The organism is Kaistella faecalis (assembly GCF_019195395.1).
In the GTDB taxonomy this organism is placed as follows: Bacteria; Bacteroidota; Bacteroidia; order Flavobacteriales; family Weeksellaceae; genus Kaistella; species Kaistella faecalis.
Genome location: NZ_CP078067.1, coordinates 1166071 through 1189712, shown reverse-complemented (window position 1 = coordinate 1189712; position 23642 = coordinate 1166071). Strand labels below are relative to the sequence as shown.

Genomic DNA, 23642 nt, shown 5'->3' with positions numbered 1-23642 from the left:
AGAATGCCTTTACAGGTTTGCTAATGTTAATTAAAATTAACATATTTGCGCTAATAATATTAAAAAAGTGTTAATATGAATGTAAAGTTTAAAGTGCTAGGAGCAGGAGTCCTTTTCTTTTTAGGAGGAGGTTTTGCATTAGCTCAAACTGATTCAACAAGGGTAGCTGAAGTTGATGAAGTAGTAATCGTTGGATATACTGCTGTAAAGAAAGAAGATTACACAGGATCCGTTTCTAAAGTGGGTAGCGAGAACATTTCGAAGAAAAATGTATCCAATGTCGCGCAAGCCTTAACAGGTGAGGCCGCTGGTGTTAGAGTAATTACAACATCAGGCCAGCCAGGCTCAGAACCGTCAATCAGAATTAGAGGATTTGGTTCAGTAAGTGGTAACAGAGAACCATTGTATGTTTTAGACGGTATTCCTTTTAACGGTAACGTTTCTGCAATCAATCCCGATGACATCGAAAACATGACTGTACTGAAGGATGCAACTGCAACTGCTATTTACGGTTCCAGAGGTGCTAACGGTGTTGTATTGATCCAGACTAAAAAAGGAAGATCAGGAAGAGACGTGGTAACAATTGATACCAGAATCGGTTTCAATGCGCCGCTTATTCCTCGATATGACGTAATCCGTAGTCCAGAGCAATATATCGGTCTTTCCTGGGAAGCCCTTTATAACCAAGGGAAACTCAGCGGAAGTGCAGATCCAATTGCTTATGCAAACGCACGTTTGTTCTCTACCGCAGGTATTAGAACACAGTACAATATGTGGAATGCCAATGCAGCTCAACTTATTGACCCAACGACACGTACAGTAAGAGATGGAGTTTCCAGAAAATACAGTCCGGAAGACTGGAGAGATTACGGTTTCCAAACCTCAATGAGATCCGAAACCAACTTCAGCATCAGTGGTGGTGAGGGTAAAACTACGTACTATACAGGTATCGGTTATTTGAAAGATGAAGGATATACTATCAATTCTAAATATGAGCGTTACAGTGGTAGATTAAACCTTACTCATCAGGCAAAATCCTGGTTGAAAGGTGAATTCAACATGGGTTATGCCTATTCTGATACGGACAGAAACGGACAGACTGAAGACAGTGGAAGTATCTTCTGGTTCGTAGATAACATCCCATCAATCTATCCTTTATTCTTAAGAAATGCACAGGGAGGATTTGTTGCAGATCAATATTATGGCGGTAATCAGTTTGATTACGGTAATGGTAGAGGTTTCGGAGCTTTAACCAACTCTATTGCAGATGCGACGTACAATCTGGATAACAGAAAAAAACACGAAATCAACGCAAACTTTTTCTTGAAAGCTGATATTACCAAAAAATTGAGTTTCGAAACAAGACTTGGTGGTCAGTATTATAATAACTCCAGAAACGATTATAGTAACCCATATTATGGAAGCTCCGCATCGCAGTTTGGATCATTATATAAAGTGCGTACAGAGTTATTCTCTCATAACTTCTTACAATTGTTGCGTTATATGAACCGTTTCGGGAACCATGGTGTTCAGGCATTTGTGGCACACGAAAGTACAGACTGGAAGTACAACTACCTATCTGCATCTAAATACGGTCTTGTAATTCCGGACGGTGGCGAATTCAACAACGCTATTAACCAGAACCCGGCTTATTCTTACATGTATAACTATGCACTAGAAAGTTATTTTGGCCAGGCAATGTATGATTACGCAGGAAAATATTTAGTTTCTGCAAGTGTTAGAAGAGACGGTACTTCCAGATTCTTAAATGACAAATGGGATACGTTCTACTCCGTAGGCGCAGGTTGGGTTGTAAACAAAGAGAACTTTATGCAGGATAACAGCGTTTTCGATAAGCTTAAATTCAAAGCAAGCTACGGAACTGTCGGTGATCAGGCTGGTGTAGGTTATTACCCGGGATACAATGTATATAATCCTGGTAACTTTATGGGTATTCCAGGCGGTGCATTTGATAGAATTGGATATCCTGATTTAACTTGGGAAAAATCCAAAACTTTTGATGCCGGTATGGAATTCACCTTATTCAAAAGCAGAATCATTGAAGGTGCTGTAGATTATTATCACAAAACTACCGATAATTTGATTTTTGATAACAGACTTGCTCCTTCTACGGGTAATGCTATTATGAAAGTAAACGATGGTCTTTTGGTTAACCAGGGTATTGAATTTACTTTAACCGGTCACGTAGTTAATAAAGAAGACTTCTACGTAGATCTTTCATTAAACGGAGAATGGTTAAATAATAAACTTACCAGAATGCCGATTGATGCAACCACTGGTCAACAAAAAGTGATAGATTTAGCAGAATCAGGATTTGGTAGATCAATTGGGCACTCCCTGTATGATTTCTACATGAGAGAATGGGCTGGTGTAAATCCTGAAACAGGTGCGGCAATGTGGAACGTAAGCTATACAGATAACAACGGTAACGGTAAATTTGATTCAGGAGAGCAAATCCTTTCCCTGACTGAATTTTTGAACCAAAATCCAGGTGCAACTGTACTTAATGCTACTACTGAAAACTATACCCAGGCAACACAGAAGTATGTAGGTAAATCTGCAATCCCAGATCTAAGAGGTGCTTTTTCATTGAATGCTGGCTATAAAGCAGTATCTTTATCCGCACAGTTCCTTTACGGAATTGGTGGTTATTCATACGATGGTGCTTATGGTGCATTGATGCATAACAGTGTAATTGGCAATAATAACTGGCATACAGATATTATGGACAGATGGCAGAATCCTGGTGATGTAACCGATGTTCCTAGATTAACAAGTAACAGAACTGGTGATACCAACTATAACAGCATGTCAACCAGATTCTTAACAAAATCTGATTATCTTGTCCTTAACAACGTGAGGTTAGCATACAATATGCCAAACAAATATTTTACAGGACTAGGATTAAATGGACTTACTATTTCATTAACAGGTGATAACTTATGGATCCAAACGAAGAGAAAAGGATTCAACCCTACTACCTCTGAAACAGGAAACAGTAATACTTACAGATATTCACCACTTTCCACCATCACGTTTGGTGTAAAAACAAACTTCTAAATTTTACTCGAAAATGAAAAAAATACTTGTATTAAGTTCCCTAATGGGACTGCTTTTAACTACAACTGCATGTAGAGAAGAGTTTTTGCAAAGCGAGCCAACGGAGACATTGGCAAACCCACCAGCTCAGGCTAAACTGAACGGACTTTACCTAATGATGGTAAATACCGGTACAGGTGGTACTACAGGTCACGATGATTACGGACAAAAAGGTTACGACCTTGTATCCGATATGTTGTCAGCAGATATGGTACTTAGTGGCGTAACCTATGGTTGGTACAGAAATATCGCTAACCTTACAGCGACTACAGACTTTACCAATAATGCTAACTATCAGCCGTGGAGGTATTATTACCGAATTGCTTACGCTGCGAATGATGTTATCGCCGGCTTAGGTGGAAACGATTCTGTTCCGGCAACTGCTTCAGACAAATCTGCAATGGGTCAGGCTAAAGCAATGCGTGCTTATGCTTACTTTTACCTTACCCAGTATTTCACTACGAAATACGATCCGGCGGCTCCGGCGATTCCTTTGTATCTCGATGCAGGAGTACAGGCTCAGCCTAAGGCAAAACAGTCTGAAATTTATGCACAGATTGTAAAAGACCTTACAGAAGCGGTAACTTTACTAAATGGTTTTGGCCGCGCTAACAAAGGGGTGATCAATCAGGATGTAGCAAAAGGTTTATTGGCTTACACTTATGCGGCAATGGGCGAAAATGCGAAAGCAGCTACATTGTCCCAAGAGCTTATTACTAAGTTCCCAATGACAACTAAAGAGGGAACTGTTTATAACGAAGTGACGGCGTCCGGTGGTGGATTTAATGACCTTAGAACAAGCAGTTGGATGTGGGGCTTTGATCTGACAGAAGCTAATGATTTAGACTTAATTAGTTGGTGGGGTCAGCAAGACGTCTTCAGTTATTCTTACTCATGGGTGGGTGATGCAAAAGCAGTAGATTATGATCTTTATGATGCCATCAGATTGGATGATGTTCGTAAAAACCAATTTGCTACAGTTGTTGAATTTGACCCTACATTTGATCCCAAAAACCCTAATGCAGCAAGTTATTTGCTAAATTCCGATGGAACATTCGTTTTGAATGCAAGTGGAGAGAAAATTTTGTCCAGTACTAAATATCCAAAAGGATATGTGTTGGAACATGCAAAATTTGATCCTGTCAATAATACTGCTGATTACATGAAAGTTAGCAGAGGCGCAATTTCATATGAGGCAGTCCCTGTAAATAAATTTTATGCTCCAGAAAGAACGGTTGGAGGTCAACGAATTATAACTACAGACTACTTATTTATGCGTGCAGATGAGTTCCATTTGTTAGCAGCAGAAACGTTGGCTAAATCCGGAAACGCGGGTGAGGCAAAAACAATCCTTAAGAACTTCCTTACCCATAGAATTACTGACGTAAGTTACATTGATGACTTAAGTGGTACAGCATTGTTGAACGAAATTTATCTGCAGACAAAGATTGAACTTTGGGGTGAAGGTAAAAGTTACTTAGCAATGAAGAGAAATAAGGCAACCATTAAGAGAGGTCCTAACCACCTATTCTTTGCAGGTCAAACCTTTAGCTATGATGACGACAGATTGTCAATGGATATTCCACAAGCGGAGATCAATAACAATCCAAAACTTAAATAGTCAACCTTATTTGGTTAAATTTTTTCAAAGGAGCAGATTTATCTGCTCCTTTTCCTTTGAAATCATCACAGTTATAATTTATGAGCAATAGTATTTATAACATTTCTAAATTACTATATATGGAATAAAATTTCCTCAATAAAAACTAAACTTGAGCTTCGTAATTTATCAACAATACAAAAATATTATCAAATAAATGGGTTTTAGGTTTTTTAGCTACTATAATCCCATATTTTCACCTATTTTATTAGCAATATTAATTTAAACAGTTTGTAATGTTAAAAAAAATTAACATATTTGCCGCTATAATATTAAAAAAGTGTTAATATGAATGTGAAGTTAAGAGTATTAAGTATTGGGGCAATCTTTTTCGCGGCCCAGCACTTGTCGGCCCAGAGCGACACTACCAAAGTTCAGAATATTGATGAAGTAGTGGTAGTCGCTTATGGAACGCAAAAAAAATCAACATTAACAGGTTCTAACCTTCAAGTAGGTGCGAAACAAATTGAAAACAGGCCAGTTTCTAATGTCCTTCAGGCTCTGGACGGAGCGGGGGCAGGTATTCAGATTGCTGCATCCTCCGGTCAACCAGGCGATGCCCCTGCAATTAGAATCCGTGGCGCAGGTTCATTTTTAGCAAGCAACTCACCGCTGATTGTAGTAGATGGTGTACCGTTTTCAGGAAACTTAAATTCGATTAATCCCAATGATATTGAAAGTCTAAACGTTCTAAAAGATGCTGCTTCCACTTCATTATATGGTTCTTCGGCAGCTAACGGGGTAATCTTGGTAACTACTAAAAGAGGGAAGAAGAACTCCTCGCGGGTAACTCTCAATTCCAGTACTGGTATTATTGGTAGATTTGTACAGGAGTATGATCGTGTTGACCCGAAAGATTATTATTTGCTTACATGGGAAGCAATGCGAAATGGAAGATTACTGACTGCAGGGCAGACTTTGCCTACTGCTAATGCTTATGCGACAGCAAACCTTATTTCAGGTAATCTTAAAACTAATGTCTTCAATGTCCCGGATAACCAATTGATTGTTGATGGCGTTTTTAATCCAAATGCGCAACTGAAGTATGACGATTTTGATTGGGCTGATGCAATCATGGGAACAGGCTTGCGTAACGAACACAGCATCTCATACTCTGGAGGTAATGATAAAAGTACTTTTTACTCATCTCTAAATTACATGAAGGAAGAAGGTTATGTAATAAAATCCGACTTCGAAAGAATGACACTCCGTTTAAATGCTGATTCTCAAGTTAAACCATGGTTAAAATTGGGGACAAGTCTTAATGGATCTTTCTCTAGCGGTTCTAATGCAGTAGATGGCGAAAATAATAACGCAGCATTTGTAAACCCTTATAGATGGACACGTGGCATGGGCCCGATCTATAGCCCTTATAAACATGATCCTATTACAGGTCAAAGGATGTACGATGCTGATGGAAACGTAATGTACGATAACGGAGCTATGCGTGGACCTGATGCAGCATCCGGACGAAATGTTGTCTGGGAAACACTACTGAATGACAATATTACTGACGCCTACAATATTCAGGGTAATGTGTATGCAGAAGCACAGATTTTGGAAGGGCTAACTTTCCGTACTAACGGATCATACAATTATAGAGGAACTCTTAATAAGACCTACACCAATACTCTAATTGGTGACGCGATAGGAATTGGTTCTGCGGCCAGAACTGCCTATTTCCGCAGAGATTTTACATGGAACCAGATCTTGACTTACAACAAGTCTTTTGGAGATCACAACTTCACCTTAATGGGAGGTCATGAAAATTTTGAAGAAAAGTATGACTATTTATATGGCTACAAGAGGCAACAAATTCTTGAAGATCAATTCGAATTCGATAATTTCGTAGACAACTCATCACTAAGTTCATCATTCAACAGAAGAAGTAAGGAGGGTTATTTCGGGCGTGCGAATTATAATTATCAGGAGAAATACCTTCTTGAAGGATCTATCCGTTGGGACGGTTCCTCACGCTTCAGAGACGAGGTAAGATGGCAGTCTTTCTGGTCAGCAGGAGCAGGATGGGTAATTTCAAGGGAAAACTTCATGAACGGCATCGGTCAGATTAACTTCTTGAAGTTGAGAGGATCTTACGGCGAGGTTGGAAATGATACCCTGGCCAGCTGGTATGCATTTAAATCATTATACGGAATTGGTTATAATAACGGAACCGAAGCCGGAACCATACTTTCAACCGTAGCAGATCCAGATGTTCACTGGGAAACAAAAGCACAAAGCGACGTAGCGCTGGAGTTTGAATTATTCGACAGGAGAGTTACAGGTACTCTTGAGTACTACAACTCTGAAACACGTGATCTTCTTTTTGCAACGAAGAAACCGCTTAACGCAGGTGTACCTGGTAACGAAGTCGTGACAAATATTGGTGCAATGGTTAACAGAGGTTATGAAATTACACTTTCAGCAGACGTAATCCGTAATCAAAACTTAAAGTGGAATATTACCGCATTTGGTTCAACTTATGAAAATGAAGTAACCAAACTTGACGAATCCTTCATTAACGGATCGAAGAAAATTGAACAGGGGAAAGACATTTACGCATTCTATCTTAGAACCTGGGCTGGAGTAGATTCTTCTGACGGACAAGGACTTTTCGTGCTGGATCCTGCTAAATCTGTACTGAATGCTACTGATGAAAGAACAGTAAATGGACAGAAAGTTACTACCAACCAGAATAAAGCATTGCTGGAATACCAGGGATCAGCAATACCAGATTTCTTTGGAAATGTTTCTACAACAGTCAATTTCAGAAACTGGGAACTATCTGCAGCGCTTAATTATCAATTTGGCGGATTGATCTATGATACAAATTACGCAGCTCTGATGACAGCTTATCCTCAAGGTGGTGCGCTTCATGCGGATATGCTCGACAGATGGACGACCCCTGGTCAAATTACAAACGTGCCCGTAATGAACTCATCATATACTGCCGGTCCTGCTGCAGCTTCTTCAAGATGGCTGATCGATGCGAGCTATGTAATGTTGAGAAATGCAACGTTAGGGTATAACTTCAATAAAGATCTTGTAAAATCGGTTGGAATTTCGAATCTGAAACTTTTTGTAAGTGGTGAGAATATCTGGATGACAAGCAAGCGAAAAGGTTTGGAGCCTTATCAGTCATTCAACGGTACCACTACTAACAGATACTCCACTTCCAGAATTGTTACCTTTGGTCTTAGTACAACCTTCTAAATTTAAATTAAAATGAAATTTTTCAATAAAACATCAATTTTTGTAGCTGCCGCAACTGTAGTACTTTCCACGGCAGTATCCTGTGAGAGAGAGTATCTCGCAACAGATCCGACAGATTCGGTGAGTTCATCGACCGTATATTCCACCGTTGCTAATATGTCCACAGTGATTAACGGGATGCACCGTAATATGCACCTGCGTCAGAATGCAAGTCAGGGCCAAAATGGCGCAACCCATATCTTAATTTATATGGACGTAATGGGTGAAGATCTTATTTTTCCGGCAACTGGACCGAACTGGTTTGTAAGCACTATAAGATGGCTGGATAATGCGAACGCTAATTCTGCGAATGTCTTCTATCCTTATGATTTCTTCTATGAGCAAATCAGGATGGCTAACGACCTTATCAATTATGGTCCTGCAGCTGCAGGTGATGCTACCGAAAGAGAGCGAGTAATGGGTGAGGCTTACGCTTTCCGTGCATATTCTTACTTCATGCTGAATCAGATTTATGCTAAAAGATATATTCCAGGCAGTACAAACACTCACTTGGGGGTTCCTTTAAGATTGGATGATAGCATGGATGCTATTCCTCGTGCTACCTTGGAAGCTAATTATACCCAAATCAAAGCTGATCTTCAGCAGTCTATAACACTACTCAACGGTAAAGCAAGATCTAACAAATCACACTTTAATGTAAATGTGGTAAAGGGCCTTATGGCGAGAGTTGCGCTTACAACAGGAGACTACGCAAACGCTGCCACTTATGCAAATGAAGCAAGACAAGGCTTTGCACTAATGAACAACACTGTGTATAAATCTGGATTTAACAGCTATGCTGTAAGTGAATGGATGTGGGGCTATAAACCGGTTGCTGCAACTTCTGATTACTTCGGTAACTTCCATGCATATATGTCCAGAAATTACAACTCTTCTCAGATCCGTCAGGCACCGAAAGTTGTCAACAAACTTCTTTTCAATAGTTTCCCTGCAACGGACGTAAGAACACAGGTAATTGATCCTACGGGAGCGCATACTTCACTCAATTTGCCTTCAACTTATCTTAAGGTACCATACACCTCACAGAAATTTCTTTCTGTAAATGCAGAGGGTGCCATTGATGCAAATACAAGTTTAGGTGACATTCCTTTCATGAGATCAGCCGAGATGTATCTTATTGAGGCGGAAGCTTTGGCAAGAAACAATCAGGAAGCACAGTCAAAAGTGGTGTTCACACAGTTAGAGCAAAACAGGAACCCTGCCTATGTGACGAGCACAAAAACTGGTCAGGCATATATCGATGAAATTCTTACAAGCAGAAGACTTGAGCTTTGGGGTGAAGGTTTCAGATTCCTCGACTTAAAGAGGCTGAACTTGCCATTGGACAGAACAAATACGAACTACGCACCTGTTGTAGTGAATAACTTAATTACTGTTCCTGCAGCCGATAAGCTTTGGACATGGCTCATTCCTCAGGCGGAAATTGATGCATCGAAAGGACTTGTTGAGCAGAACGAACTTTAGAATAGATGTTAGGTAATATAATTTTCTCTTACCATCAATTGGTTAAAAGCATATGATAGTGAGAAAAATGTAAAAATCAATATCAAATGATTTTTCATCCGATAAAGCCACCCAAAAGGGTGGCTTTATCTTTTTATCGGCAAATAGCCAAAATTAATTATTTAACATTCGTTTTGCGTTAATAGTTGTCACTTCGAAAATTAAAAAGCAGTAAATTGGAAGTTATGTTAATAAAACAAAAAAATTATTAATGATATGGGAATTTTAATTTGGTTATGTTAAAATAAATTAACATATTTGCGAGATTAAATATTAAAATGTGTTAATATGAATGTAAAATTACGAGTTTTAACCATTGGTGTACTGTTCTTTAGCGGACATACTTTAATGGCTCAGAAAGCAAAGAAAGATACTGCTACAAAAACAAAGGATATTGAAGAAGTGGTACTGGTAGGGGGAGTAAAACTGGATCCTGCACAAAAAGTGGGTTCTTATAGTGTTGTAGGTAAAACCAATTTTGAATCTACACCATTTTCTACCGTTGACGAGGTATTGAATGGTAGAGTTGCAGGTCTTAACTTCTCTTCAGCCAGTGGTGATCCCGGATCTTCTAATATGGTAATTATTAGAGGTGTAAGTTCCTTAATTGGTACTCCAAATCCATTGTATGTGATCGATGGGATTGTAATCGGAAAAGGAGCAGATAATGCGCAGATGATGGAATCATGGAATCCATTAGCTGTTATCGATCCCAACTCAATTGAATCAGTTACAGTATTGAAAGATGCATCCTCTACCGCGCTTTATGGTTCCAGAGGTGCAAACGGTGTAATTATCGTGAAAACCAAGAAGGGGAAATTCAATCAAAAAACCAGATTCGAATTCTCAACTGAAACCGGTATACAAGACAGGGCCCATGATAAACTTGAGCTCATGACCGGAGATGAGTATATAAAATACGGCGGAATCCTTATGTGGAACAGCCAGCAGCAGCTGGGACAGACTTTTACCACGCTGGATCAGGCAACGCAGTATTATCTGGATACTTATATTCCCGATACTGAAAGTATAAAATATACAAGACAGTATACTGACTGGCAGAAAGTTGTTAACAGAGGGTCATCAATTGTTAATACCTACAATTTTGGTGCATCTGGTGGCGGCGAGAATACTTCATTCCGAATCGGCGGTTCTTATTACCAAAATGAGCCGTTGATTAAATCGTCTAAATTCGATAGAATCAGTGTAAACACAGCAGTAGATCATAAGGCTTCAGACAAACTGAGATTCGGTTTAAATGCCAACTATTCCAATGTGAAAAGAAATACGTACATGGGGGGTAGAGCTTCTGCAAACCCTGTGACCAACTCCATCATGTTGTCTCCTCTACGTTCTGTCTATAATCCCGACGGAACATTCAATCAGGAAGCATGGCCTGAAGCGACAGATATGACCTCGGGCTTCAACCCGGCATCTATCCTCGCCAATGCCTACCAGAATTCAACAATCAATACATTCCTGGCGTCCATTAATATGGATTACCAATTTGTCAAAAACGTAACGTTTAATTCATTGTTCGGTACTCAGTATCAACCAATGCGGGAGTTGCAGGTCATCGATAAGGGTCACCCGATTTATACCGCACAGACAGATTCCGATAATTTCGGAATGTTGCAGGATGCAAGGACTAATATTTGGGACTGGAACTGGTCAAACAGTATTTCTTACCGAAATACTTTTGCCGAAAGACATAATGTAGAATTACTCGGTGGAATGGAGTACCAGAATCACAAATATAATAACCTCACAAACTATTCATTCTTTATGACCGACGTGAGACCATACTTCCAGTTTGCACAGGAAGGATCGGTTCTTAGTTATGCTGATGATTATGACTGGACGCAGATTGGGTATTTTGGAAGGTTAAACTATATCCTCGATAATAAATATACCATTTCTGCACAGGTGAGACGGGACGGAAACTCAACATTGGGAACTGAAAAATGGGGTAATTTCTGGTCTTTAGGAGGTTCCTGGAATGTATTCAATGAGAATTTTCTGCCCAGTGCTTTCTCATCTTTCACACTTCGTGCAAGTTACGGAGTCCTAGGAAATATTCCTTACGCAGATCAATGGGGCTTGCAGTATAATGCCTATGCATTGATAGGTTATAACTCCAACACTGGCGGATGGGGTGGAAACGGTGGTTATGGAGGTATTGCTAATCCGGGTAACCCTGCGCTTATTTGGGAAGAAGCTAAACATCTGGACATCAACGCAGATATAGGATTTTTTAATGACCGCCTTAAACTTACACCTGCTTTTTACCATAAAATTACAGATAAAGCAATCGACAGCAGTTTTCCTGCTGTGGAGACTGGAGGTCCATCCTCTTTCTATGACAATATTGCCACAATTGATAACAAAGGATTTGAGTTAACTATTGAAGCTACACCGATCCAGTCGGAGAATTTCCGATGGACGATAAACGCAAATGGTGCATATTCAAAAACCATGTTGGACAAATATAATCTTACGTTGAGACAAAACGGATCTGAAGATCCGGGAGGAGCGGATAATGCTTTTGCAGCGTTGGCGCCAGGCCGAATATTTGGGGAATATTATGCCGTTCTATGGGCAGGTATCGCTCAGGCAGACGATCCTTCGAAAGGGATAAAAGCAGGAGATGCGTTGTTTTGGACAAATGGTGATAAGACTGACGTTACTAATAAAAGAGAGGAGGCTACCCCAGCGTGGATGGGCAAAAGCGCATTTCCGGTATACAACGTAGGTCTTACCAATGAATTGAAGTATAAAAACTGGTCTATGAGTTTCATGCTTTCAGGACAGTTCGATTATTACGTACAGAATGGGGTCCACTCCTATACCATCCACGATGGTGCTTTCCCTACACGTAATCAAATTAATGATGCGCTATACGATAGCTGGACTGATGCGCCTGGAGCAGAAAACTATGGGGCAGCTAATCCTAAAGCAATTGTAGGGAACCCAAGTACATCAAGACTAGAGTCCTCACGTTTCATCAACAAAGGAGATCATATACGTTTAAAGGAAATGAGGCTTGCATATACATTTGGCGAAAACTTCAAAGAAAGTACAGGACTTAATAACTTAACAATATATTTAAGAGGAACCAACCTGCTTACTTACGTCTTCGACAAAGATTTGGATTATGACCCGGAATCAAATTCCAATGCGTGGTCCTGGTTAGGAAAAGGAAGATACTGGTATGCTTCACCGGTACTAAGAACAATGTCGATGGGTATTCAAATTGGTTTTTAAAAGATAAATATTATAATAATGAAAAAGTTTTTAATAATAGTTTCGTCTCTATTGGTAATCTCAGCCAGTAACTCGTGTAGTAACAGGGAGTTGGAGCTGTTCCCGCCAAGCCAGGACGATATTCAGGATATAGATTCGGAGGATAAACTTCAGAAATTTGTAAATGCAGGCTATCTTACAATGGGTTCTGTTAGTGGGTTCGGAACAGATGCAATGGCTCTGGGAGATGTGCTTTCAGATAATTTATATGTAACAAGTGCCAAAGCATACACACTGACAGCGAACATGACTTACGGCCCGCTGAATAACGATACAGGAGGGCTTTACCGTACAATGTACGATGCGATCATGAACTGTAATATGGTGATCAACAACACCAAGGTTCCCAACTCCCCTAACGTAATCCGAATGAAGGCAGAAGCTAGAATTTTGCGGGCATTTGCATATTTTACTTTGGTGAATTATTTCTCGCCGGCACCTACCTCTGGCATCAATCAGGAATATGGTGTTCCTATTGTATTAGGGAATTACGATTCTTCAATACAACCGGCAAGAGCTACTGTGGCAGAGGTGTATACACAGATTATTGCGGATTTAAATGCAGGTTTGGCAGATGCTGATGAATCTCCTTCGTCTAAGGTATTCCTTAGCAAGACGGCAGCTAAACTGATCTTAACAAGAGTTTATCTTACCCGCAGAGCTGCAGGAGATGCTCAATTAGCCTTGCAGTATGCTACAGAAATCGTTAATAACGGCGGATCAGAGTTTGCACCAGTTGCTAAAGCCGATTATGTGAACTATTGGGCTGGAATTTCCGATGATTTTTCCGAAAATCATCCAGAGACCATCTGGGAACTGGATATGAACTCCAGTTCGAACTTAGTAACCGGTGTGGGTGCCAACCTTGCAATGCCAACACTTTATAACAGAGTAAGTGGGGACAGGCGTGCACTTCTTTTTACCAAGAGTTTCTTCGACAGTTTTCCGCATACTGATTTACCACCTCTGGCAAATGGAACTCCGCAAAGTACATCCCCGGATGTAAGAAGAGGAGATACCAAAACCAGTGCACCCGCTTTGCCCGCAGGACTTTTATCTACACTTACACTGCCGGCAACAGATAATCCTGCTGGAGCATGGACAAATAAGTATCCGAGGTTGACAAGCACTGGTAACTTCATGAGAAATATTAAAATATTCAGATTTGCTGAAGCGCAACTTAACAGAATTGAAGCGCTTCATCTTACAGGCCAGTCTGCTACAGCCCTTAACGAGCTTAACGCTTTCGCGCTGTCCAGAGGTGGCTATACCTATACAGGCGCTAATTTGTTGAATGATATTTTAACAGAAAAGGCTAAAGAATTTTATGGTGAAGGTCAAAGATTCCTTGATCTTAAGAGACATAATCTGCCTCTGATCAAGAACTCAAACTGTACTACGAACTGTAATGTTCCGGCAAATGATAAATTGTTTGTGATGCCATTGAGCCAAACATCGATTAACTTTAATGTGAACCTTAAGCAATATCCAGGATATTAAATTTAAGCTTTAAGCTTTCATAATAACCCCGTTTTTTACGGGGTTTTTTATTTCCCCATATTTCTTACATTTGTAACCTCAAGGAAATGAAACGGCTTCAGGTGACCAATGGTAAATTGAGTTTCATGCGGCTTAATCAACAATAAAAGCAAATAGATGAAATATCTTCTTCTCTGTATTCTGTTCTTCAGCTACGGTTTTAATGCGCAGGTGATCAATAAAACCGATTCCAACAGAGTGAAGCCGCAGGATACCCTCGTTATCGATTCCGGGCAGAAAGATTCACTTCAGATCTTTAAACCTAGCATTTACGATTATCAGTACCATACGCAGTTTTCCGAGAAGAAAATTTTCGATACCGTTTTTACCCACGACAAAACTTTTATTTTTTCGCAGTACAATAACCGCGATAATTTCGGGAGAATTCAGTTCGCGAATATAGGAGCGGGATTTCAGCCTTTGGTTTTTGAAGTGAATACAGAAAAGAATCTTTCGCTTCTGCCGACCAATAAATCATTCAATATTTTGGGCATCAACGATGTGAAATATTATGATGTAAAAACGCCGACTGCTGCTTTTATTTACCACAATTCAGTGAGCAGCGGGGCAGAACTTCAGTCAACTTACACTCAAAATATTGGTAAGAATTTTAATTTCGCAGTAGAGTATCTCGGATTGCGTTCCCTTGGGATGTACCAGAATTCACTGGCATCCAATAATAATGTTGTTTTCTCAGGGCATTATACATCGAAGAACAATAAATATGAAGCGTTCGCACACTTCCTTCATCAGAATGTCAACAATCAGGAGAATGGTGGAATCGCTGATACAGAACTCTTTTTAAGCGGCAACAGCAATTTCGACAACCGCCTGAATATTCCTGTGAATCTCACCTCTTCAGATACCCGTTTTGGTTACCGACGGTATTATTTCAGTCAGCAGTTCCGGCCGTTTGCCTCGGAAAAGTTTCCGTTCAAGATCCGCCATACTATTTTCCATCAGGGCAACAAATATTATTATAACCAACAGTCTCCGGAACCGTATTATTTTGACGAAGCTGCGGGTTTAATCGATTATCCGCTTTCTTCAAAAAAATATTCAAAGAATCTGAGCAACACGGTAAGTGTGCTTTTCGATAAAGAAAACTTCAAGCTCGATGCGGGCGTACGTCACCAACTTATCAAGTTGGGAATTGGAACGGCCTTACCGGCATCTTTAAATATTCCGCAGGAACTTTCAGAAAACAGAATCGGCGCTGTAGGAAATCTGCAGATCAGACTTTGGGATAAAATTGCATTGAATTCTAATCTTGAATTTTCCAACGGAAGTGAGTTCGGAACATTTCTCCGCTCCCAGAATTTAATGAAATTCGAACCTATTGAAGGTTATTTCGTGAATGCAAAGGTTAATTTTCAAAGTGCGTCACCCACTTTCAATCTGCTGATGAACCCTTCAGTTTACCGCCAATTCAACTATTATCTGGAAAACCCGAACAACGAAACAGTTACAGAAATCGGGGGTGATGTGAACCTGAGATGGTTTCAGAGTAAAGTTTTTGCGAATTACTTCAGAATTGATAATTATACTTATCTGGATTCTGCTGCACAACCTCAGCAAAGCGTTTCAGGACTCAATATTTCACAGATCGGTGGCGAGGCTACTTTTTCTTACGGTGATTTCCATCTCAACCCTAAAGTGTTGTTCCAAAGCGCAATCGGTAACAAAGATCTGTTGCCCATGCCGAATTTTATAGGACGTGCCAATCTTTTCTGGCAGGCAAAAGCATTTAAAAAAGCCGCCGAAATTCAGGCCGGGATCAAAGTCTATTATTTTACAAAATTTGCCTCCCGCGAGTATTTTCCGGTCCTGAATGAATTTATTCTTCCGGGTGCAAATTACCAAATGATCGGCGGGCAGCCGATTGCTGACGTATATTTCAATATGAAAGTGAAGCGCATGTTTTTCTTTATTGAAGCGCAGCACCTCAACACTACGTTTATGCAGAACAGGTCGTTTACCGCGCCCAATTATCCGATTTATGATTTCCGTCTGAACCTAGGAATCGTGTGGTATCTTTTCAGTTAAAATTATGGCCAAAAAGCACAGCAGCATATCTTTTCTGGATATTGAGAGCATCCCGTTGCTTATCAAGGATTTCCTGACACAGAAAATTGAAGGTTTCGAAAATCTGCTTTTTAATGACGGGAATATTGACAATCAGTTCAGCGTAAAAGCCAGGGAATTTACTTCCGAAAAAAGGACTTTGCTTTTCGATGTTTTAAAAGATCAGTATTCGGGAATTCAGCTGGCTGAAAAACAGAAGGAAAATTTAAATTCACTCCTTCTCGAAAACACTTTCACTGTGACAACAGGTCATCAGCTCAACCTTTTCACAGGGCCTGCTTTTTTCATTTATAAAATTCTGCAGACGATAAAACTGGCCAATTCGCTGAATGAGAAATTTCCAAACCGCAATACAGTTCCCATTTTTTGGATGGCGACTGAAGATCACGATTTCGAGGAGATTAATCATTTTAAAACAGAATCGAATTACTACGAAACCAAAGCGAAATCTGGTGGGCCGGTAGGCAGAATTTTGGTGGAAGATGATTTTTTCATTTCTGAATTTGAGCGTGAATTTAAAGATGCTGTTTATGGCACAGAGCTCGTTCTTCTGATGAAGAAGGCTTATAAAAAAGGAAATTCTCTTGCCCAGGCTACGCGTATTTTGGTTCAGGAACTTTTCGCAGATTACGGTTTGCTGGTGATTGATGGTGATGACCGGAAGCTGAAAAACCAGATGAAAGAAGTTTTCAAAAATGAAATGCTTCATCAGGAACTTTATCATTCTACCAAAAATACGGTGGAAGTTTTAGCTGAAACCTACGGAAAAGTGCAGGTAAATCCGCGTGAAATCAATTTGTTTTATCTCAGCGAAACAAGAAACCGAATCGAATTTGACGGTAGAAAGTACATCGTTGTTGATACTGATATTTCTTTTAGTGAAACAGAACTTCTGGAAGAGCTTGAAAACTATCCGGAAAATTTCAGTCCGAACGCTTTAATAAGGCCAGTTTATCAGGAAACCGTTTTGCCGAATCTGGCTTATATCGGTGGGAATGCCGAAATCATGTACTGGCTGGAACTGCAGGATTATTATACCAAAATCGGACTCGTATTTCCTGTTCTGATTCCCCGTGTTTCCCTCCTTTTTGTCACTGAAAAAACCTTGAACAAGACAGAGAAATCAGGACTGAAAATGAATGATTTCTTTAAAAACTTTGCAACCGTAACCAAAGATATTTTGCTTGAGAATAATGAGATTCTTCAGCTGTTAGATCAGCAAGAGCATGAATTAAAGAAGGGTTTCGATGATATTTCTGCCCAAGCGGCTCAAACCGATAAAAGCTTCGGAAGCCTCGTGAATGCAGAGAAAACAAGGCAGTTAAAATCATTTGAAAGGATGAGAAAACGTCTTTTGCGCGCAGAAAAAATTAAGCAGAACGAAAAGCTTGAGAGGCTGGAGAAAATGTTTTTAACTGTTCATCCCGGCAAAAACTGGCAGGAACGCGTGTATAACTTCTCTGTTTTTTATGCAGACTACGGTCACGAATGGCTTCAAAGTTGTTATGAGGAGATAGAGGTCCGGAAATCCGAATTAATTATTCTCAGCATTTAATTTTAAAGCAGTATTTTTGTAAATATTTATCATAACAGATGATCAGAAAACTTTTCTTACTATCAAGTCTCATCGCCTTTTCTGGGTTTTACGCCCAAAAGACACATACCGTTGTTAAAGGCGATAATCCGTATAATATTTCTAAAAAATACGGGATTTCCGTTGATGAATTATATAAACTGAATCCCAATGTAAAAGAAGGTAAAATCTCCATTGGCGAAGTACTGGTAGTTAATAAAACGGGTGGTGTAAAAAGTGCGGTTGCCGAGAAAACGGGAACTTCAGCATTAGGAAAAATTATTCTGCAGCCCAAACAGACTGTTTATGGGATTACCAAGCAATATAATATATCGGAAGCCGACTTGAGGAAACTGAATCCAAATCTGGATTCTCACATGAAAATAGGCGACGAAGTTATATTGCCGTTAGATAAAATAAATAAATTTGGTGGTACCCAACCTGTTGCTGCAACAACAACAGAAGTGAAAATCCCAGCCGCTACTGTAGAAGTGAAAAACACGGAAAACACTACTCCAGATGATTCTTATACCGTTCAGGAAAAAGACAATTACTATAAGCTGACCCGTAAATTTAATCTTACCCAAAAGGAACTTTTCGCTCTGAATCCAGGTTTGGAAGCAAAAGGACTTCAGCCGGGTGAAATGATTAAAGTGAAGGGGAATATTGCGACAACTACTACAACTGCTGAAGAACCAAAAGCGGTTCCGGCAGCTCAAACAGTTTCTACCAACACTTATGAGACCACGTCGGTAAGTGATGATTATGTAACTTATACCGTTCAGGCGGGCGATACGGTTTTCGGGATTTTAAATAAATTCAGCGTAAGTTTAGATCAACTCCTGAGCCTGAATCCGAACCTTTCACAAGGTCTGAAAACCGGAATGGTTCTCAAAATTAAAAAACTTGACGCCGGTTATGTGAAAAAATCCGGTGATGCACTGAATGTAGTTCTGATGTTGCCTTTCGGCTTTGATACCGATGATTCAAGAGCCAGAACACTTTCTCTTGATTTTCTTGCGGGCGCGAAATTAGCCATCGAAAGAAATGCCGCCAAAGGTCAAAAACTGGATGTAAAAGTAATCGATGCGGGAAATGAAAGCAGTTTCAAGAATTCTTTAACCCAGATCAATTCCGACAATACCGATTTAATAATCGGGCCGTTTTTCAAATCAAGTGTTCTTCAGGTTCTGGATTATGTGAAATCGAACAAAATTCCTGTAGTAGCACCATTTGCCAATACTGAAGATCTTTTGAAGTACGATAATCTGATTCTTATTGAAACCAACGAAATGGTTTATGCAGACAGAATTGTGAAGGAAGTGAAAAGTGCCTACTCGGATCAGAAAATATTTATCGTAGCCGATGAAGACCGATCCAAAGCCAATTATCTGAAATCAAATATTGAAAAGGAGATCAAAAATGCTTCGGTCGTGATTGTAAACTCTCCGCTCGATATTCAACTCGATAAAAATATGATGACGGGCCAGTCAGCACCTGTTATAGCCGTTTTGGCAAACGATAAAGACTCTGTTGGCGATTCATTTGCGAGCCAGATGATTGCGCTTTCTAAGGAAGTTGCTAATGTGCGGGCTTTCAGTATGTATTATTCGCCGGTATTCGAAAAGAAAGTTGATGATCTCAGCGCTGCGAATCTTGTTTATTTAATGGACAGAAAGATTGATACTGAAGGTGATTTTGAAAAACAAATTCTGGCAGCCTATAAAGCTAAATATTGCAAAACTCCGTCTAAATATGCGGTGATCGGCTTCGATGTTGTAAACGATATGCTGAGCCGCGAAAACAAAAAAGGAGAAATCTTCAAACAGATGAATAAAGTGCAGACTCAACTTGCCACTAAATTCGAGTTTGAAAAGACCAGAAATGGCGCATACGTGAACAAAGGGTACAGAGTTGTACGTTTGGTTCCCAACTAAAACACAAACAGTCTTTCTGAAGATCAGGAAAATAAAATCTAAAGAAGACGATGATTTTTAAATATTCGGTTGATGAGGTTCACCTGTCAGCTGATACAATTTTTTTCTAAATTATATATATGAAAGCACTTGTATTTCCGGGGCAGGGTTCACAGTTTGTGGGTATGGGCAAGGAACTGTACGATTCCCGCAAAGACATTAAAGATCTTATGGAATCCGCCAATGATATTCTGGGTTTCGATATCCTGTCGATTATGTTCAAAGGAACTGAAGAGGATTTAAAGAAAACAGAAGTCACACAACCCTCCATTTTTATTCATTCAGTTGCAGCACTTAAAACGATCAACGGGATCGGTCCAGAGATGGTTGCCGGCCACTCCCTGGGCGAATTTTCCGCTTTGGTTGCCAATGGTGTTCTGTCATTTGATGACGGTTTGAAACTTGTGGCTGCCCGCGCGAACGCGATGCAGGAAGCCTGTGATGCAAATCCCAGTTCTATGGCAGCCATTCTTGGTCTTGCGGACGACAAAGTAGAAGAAATCTGCGCATCCATTGATGGAATTGTAGTTCCTGCGAATTATAACTGTCCGGGGCAGCTCGTTATTTCCGGCGAAACCGCCGCGGTAGAATTGGCGTGCGAAAAAATGAAGGAAGCCGGTGCAAAGCGTGCACTGATGTTGTCTGTGAATGGTGCATTCCATTCCCCATTAATGCAGCCTGCACAGGAAAAATTAGCGGCAGCAATCGAACAGACTAAATTCAGAACAGCTATGATTCCTGTGTACCAGAATATTTCTACAAAAGCTGTAACTGACCAGGAGGAAATAAAGCAGAATCTTATTAAGCAGCTTACCGGTCCGGTAAAGTGGACCCAATCTGTACAGAATATGATTAAAGACGGTGCTGATAATTTTATTGAGGTAGGTCCGGGCAAAACGCTGCAGGGTCTTATAAAGAAAATCAACAGCGAGGTTACTTTTTCATCAGCAGTTTAGCAATGACGGGTAAAATATTCTCACCGGGAAAATTATTGCTCACCTCAGAATATGTCGTCCTCGATGGCGCTTTAGCTCTTGCCGTACCTACAAAATGGGGGCAGGAGTTTTTTTTTGAGGAAATTGAAAATGGAAATCCCGTTGTTTATTGGGAAGCTTTTCATCAGGGGCAACTTTGGTTAAAAGCAGCGATCAATTATAAAACCTGGGAAATCGTAAACGCCAATCTTCAGAAACCAGCGGACTTTGTTTTAAAGGTTCTTAAGCATGTGCAGCAACTTTCCTCCACTCAATTTCAGAGAGATTCCACTTACCATATAAAAACAAATCTTCAGTTTCCTGCTGATTACGGTTTAGGGAGCAGTTCTACTTTAATGAACAATCTTGCAGAATGGGCCGGGATTGATGCTTTTGTACTGAATGAACTCAGTTTAGGCGGAAGCGGGTACGATGTGGCAGTTGCGAAAGAAAAATCAGCGATACTTTATCAGAATACGGCCGAAAGCAGAATCATTCATCCCATACTTTTCAGTCCTAAATTTAAGGATGAACTTATTTTCATCCACCTCAATCAGAAGCAGGACAGCCGGGAGGGCATCAACCTCTACCGGTCAAAGGCAAAATCACCTCAATTAATAGAAATTTTTTCATCATTGACTTCTGAAATTATGAAAGCTGAGGATATCGGTTTATTCTCCGAATTAATGGAAGTTCATGAGCGAAAGCTTTCGGAATTTCTAGGAATTAAAAAGGTGAAAGAACACTATTTTGAACAATGCCCCGTATTCGTGAAAAGTTTGGGTGCATGGGGCGGCGATTTTGTAATGAGCAGAAAATTTCCAGGTTTTGAAGACTATTTTTCGGGAAAAGGTTTTCACCGTTTTTTTTCGTGGGAGGATTTAATAAGTTGATTGTAAGCAAGTTGCGTATTTTTAAATTTCTTGTGAATTCTGACGAATATCAGTAGTTTTAAAACCATTTTAATAACCTATAATAGGTAAATTTGTTTTATTAAAAAGAATCAGAAATATTAAGTCATTATGAAGAACATCAAGATTATCCAGCAATTACATGATTTAGGAATCACCGGTTATGAAGAAGTAGTTTACAACCCAAGTTACGAAGAGCTTTATAAAGCTGAAATGTCTGCTAAAAACCAGGGGTTTGAAAAAGGAGCATTGACAGAATCGGGTGCTGTTGCCGTAAAAACCGGAATTTTCACAGGACGTTCACCGAAAGACAGGTTTATTGTTAAAGATGAAGTTACAGAAAATACAATTCACTGGGATGGCAATGTAAATCTTCCTACGACACCGGAAATTTTCGAAAGCTGCAAACAGTTGGTTCTGAAACAGCTTTCTTCCTCCAAAAAAATATATGTTGTTGATGCTTTTTGCGGCACCAATCCAGATACCAGACTTAAAGTAAGATTTATTATGGAAGTGGCCTGGCAGGCGCATTTCGTAACGAATATGTTCATCCGTCCTTCCAATTTTGAACTTGAAACTTTTGGCGAGCCGGATTTCATCGTGATGAACGGTTCCAAAACTACCAATCCAGACTGGAAAGAGCAGGGACTGAATTCTGAAAACTTCGTGATGTTCAACCTGACGCAGAAGATTCAGATTATCGGCGGAACCTGGTATGGCGGTGAAATGAAGAAAGGAATGTTTGCCATGATGAATTATTACCTTCCACTGAAAGGAATGGCATCTATGCACTGCTCAGCCAACGTAGGTGAAGACGGAGATGTTGCTTTGTTCTTCGGTCTTTCCGGAACAGGAAAAACCACACTTTCTGCCGATCCTAAAAGATATCTTATCGGTGATGACGAGCACGGTTGGGATAACAACGGCGTTTTCAATTATGAAGGCGGATGTTATGCAAAAGTGATCGACTTAACTGAAGAAAAAGAACCGGATATTTATAAAGCCATCAGAAGAGATTCACTTTTAGAGAATGTTGTGGTGAACGAGTACGGTGAAGCGGATTACACTGATAATTCAATTACCGAAAACACGAGAGTTTCTTATCCGATCTATCATATCAGCAAAATCGTATTGCCTTCAAAAGCCGGACACGCAAAGAAAATCGTATATCTTTCTGCTGACGCATTCGGAGTATTGCCGCCGGTTTCCATCCTGAATGAAGATCAGGCACAATATCACTTCCTTTGCGGTTATACCTCAAAACTTGCAGGAACCGAAAGAGGTATTACAGAACCACAACCGTCCTTTTCACCGGCGTTTGGTGAAGCGTTTTTAACGCTGCATCCAACCATGTACTCTAAAACCCTCATCGGGAAAATGAAAGAGCACGGAGCAAAAGCTTATCTGGTAAATACAGGCTGGAACGGAACCGGAAAAAGAATTTCCCTGAAAGATACCAGAGCGATTATCGATGCGATTATCGACGGATCCATTGAAAAAGCTGATAAAACCATTATTCCGGTAATGAACCTTGAAATCCCAACCGCTTTGCCTAATGTTACCGACGGAATTCTTGATCCGAGAGCTACTTATGCTGAAGTTTCAGAATGGGAAGCGAAAGCAAAAGATCTTGGCGCACGTTACATCAAGAATTTTGAGCAGTATTGCGACACTGCAGAAGGTCAGAGACTGGTTGCTGCAGGACCGCAACTTTAGAATTAATTA

Annotated in this window: 12 protein-coding genes; all 12 read left to right on the top strand. The window is 40.1% G+C overall.

What is annotated here, in order from left to right; all coding sequences use genetic code 11:
- The first annotated feature begins 75 nt into the window (after positions 1-75).
- The 12 genes from KTV93_RS05690 to pckA all read left to right on the top strand — a co-directional run bounded on the left by KTV93_RS05690 (position 76) and on the right by pckA (position 23633).
- Positions 76-3081, top strand: coding sequence for a SusC/RagA family TonB-linked outer membrane protein (locus tag KTV93_RS05690; protein ID WP_218250334.1), 3006 nt, complete (start codon positions 76-78; stop codon positions 3079-3081).
- Between the two features lie 13 nt (positions 3082-3094).
- Complete coding sequence (locus KTV93_RS05685; RefSeq protein ID WP_218250333.1) at positions 3095-4741, top strand: RagB/SusD family nutrient uptake outer membrane protein; 1647 nt, start codon at positions 3095-3097, stop codon at positions 4739-4741.
- Between the two features lie 327 nt (positions 4742-5068).
- Positions 5069-7993: a SusC/RagA family TonB-linked outer membrane protein gene (locus KTV93_RS05680; protein WP_218250332.1), complete on the top strand. Its 2925-nt coding sequence runs from the start codon at positions 5069-5071 to the stop codon at positions 7991-7993.
- Positions 7994-8005: 12 nt separating this feature from the next.
- Entirely contained in the window at positions 8006-9517 is a 1512-nt protein-coding gene (locus tag KTV93_RS05675; protein WP_218250331.1) for a RagB/SusD family nutrient uptake outer membrane protein, read from the top strand.
- Between the two features lie 327 nt (positions 9518-9844).
- Complete coding sequence (locus KTV93_RS05670; protein WP_218250330.1) at positions 9845-12820, top strand: SusC/RagA family TonB-linked outer membrane protein; 2976 nt, start codon at positions 9845-9847, stop codon at positions 12818-12820.
- Between the two features lie 18 nt (positions 12821-12838).
- Entirely contained in the window at positions 12839-14359 is a 1521-nt protein-coding gene (locus KTV93_RS05665) for a RagB/SusD family nutrient uptake outer membrane protein (protein WP_218250329.1), read from the top strand.
- A gap of 156 nt (positions 14360-14515) precedes the next feature.
- Positions 14516-16444 (top strand): putative porin, encoded by a 1929-nt coding sequence (locus KTV93_RS05660; RefSeq protein WP_218250328.1) that lies wholly within the window; start codon positions 14516-14518, stop codon positions 16442-16444.
- A gap of 4 nt (positions 16445-16448) precedes the next feature.
- Positions 16449-18038: a bacillithiol biosynthesis cysteine-adding enzyme BshC gene (gene bshC / locus KTV93_RS05655; protein ID WP_218250327.1), complete on the top strand. Its 1590-nt coding sequence runs from the start codon at positions 16449-16451 to the stop codon at positions 18036-18038.
- Between the two features lie 38 nt (positions 18039-18076).
- The gene (locus KTV93_RS05650) at positions 18077-19993 is read left to right on the top strand and encodes a LysM peptidoglycan-binding domain-containing protein (protein WP_218250326.1); all 1917 of its coding nucleotides are present in this window, start codon (positions 18077-18079) and stop codon (positions 19991-19993) included.
- A 119-nt stretch (positions 19994-20112) separates the two neighbouring features.
- Entirely contained in the window at positions 20113-20988 is an 876-nt protein-coding gene (gene fabD / locus KTV93_RS05645; protein WP_218250325.1) for an ACP S-malonyltransferase, read from the top strand.
- Between the two features lie 2 nt (positions 20989-20990).
- Entirely contained in the window at positions 20991-21899 is a 909-nt protein-coding gene (locus tag KTV93_RS05640) for a GYDIA family GHMP kinase (RefSeq protein ID WP_218250324.1), read from the top strand.
- 129 nt (positions 21900-22028) lie between these two features.
- Positions 22029-23633, top strand: a complete 1605-nt coding sequence (gene pckA, locus KTV93_RS05635) for a phosphoenolpyruvate carboxykinase (ATP) (protein WP_218250323.1) — start codon at positions 22029-22031, stop codon at positions 23631-23633.
- Positions 23634-23642 lie beyond the last annotated feature (9 nt).

What these genes read in the sequence shown, in the direction of transcription:
- KTV93_RS05690 (WP_218250334.1), top strand. Translation starts at nt 76, where the DNA reads ATGAATGTAAAGTTTAAAGTGCTAGGAGCAGGAGTCCTTTTCTTTTTA.
- KTV93_RS05685 (WP_218250333.1), top strand. Translation starts at nt 3,095, where the DNA reads ATGAAAAAAATACTTGTATTAAGTTCCCTAATGGGACTGCTTTTAACT.
- KTV93_RS05680 (WP_218250332.1), top strand. Translation starts at nt 5,069, where the DNA reads ATGAATGTGAAGTTAAGAGTATTAAGTATTGGGGCAATCTTTTTCGCG.
- KTV93_RS05675 (WP_218250331.1), top strand. Translation starts at nt 8,006, where the DNA reads ATGAAATTTTTCAATAAAACATCAATTTTTGTAGCTGCCGCAACTGTA.
- KTV93_RS05670 (WP_218250330.1), top strand. Translation starts at nt 9,845, where the DNA reads ATGAATGTAAAATTACGAGTTTTAACCATTGGTGTACTGTTCTTTAGC.
- KTV93_RS05665 (WP_218250329.1), top strand. Translation starts at nt 12,839, where the DNA reads ATGAAAAAGTTTTTAATAATAGTTTCGTCTCTATTGGTAATCTCAGCC.
- KTV93_RS05660 (WP_218250328.1), top strand. Translation starts at nt 14,516, where the DNA reads ATGAAATATCTTCTTCTCTGTATTCTGTTCTTCAGCTACGGTTTTAAT.
- bshC (WP_218250327.1), top strand. Translation starts at nt 16,449, where the DNA reads ATGGCCAAAAAGCACAGCAGCATATCTTTTCTGGATATTGAGAGCATC.
- KTV93_RS05650 (WP_218250326.1), top strand. Translation starts at nt 18,077, where the DNA reads ATGATCAGAAAACTTTTCTTACTATCAAGTCTCATCGCCTTTTCTGGG.
- fabD (WP_218250325.1), top strand. Translation starts at nt 20,113, where the DNA reads ATGAAAGCACTTGTATTTCCGGGGCAGGGTTCACAGTTTGTGGGTATG.
- KTV93_RS05640 (WP_218250324.1), top strand. Translation starts at nt 20,991, where the DNA reads ATGACGGGTAAAATATTCTCACCGGGAAAATTATTGCTCACCTCAGAA.
- pckA (WP_218250323.1), top strand. Translation starts at nt 22,029, where the DNA reads ATGAAGAACATCAAGATTATCCAGCAATTACATGATTTAGGAATCACC.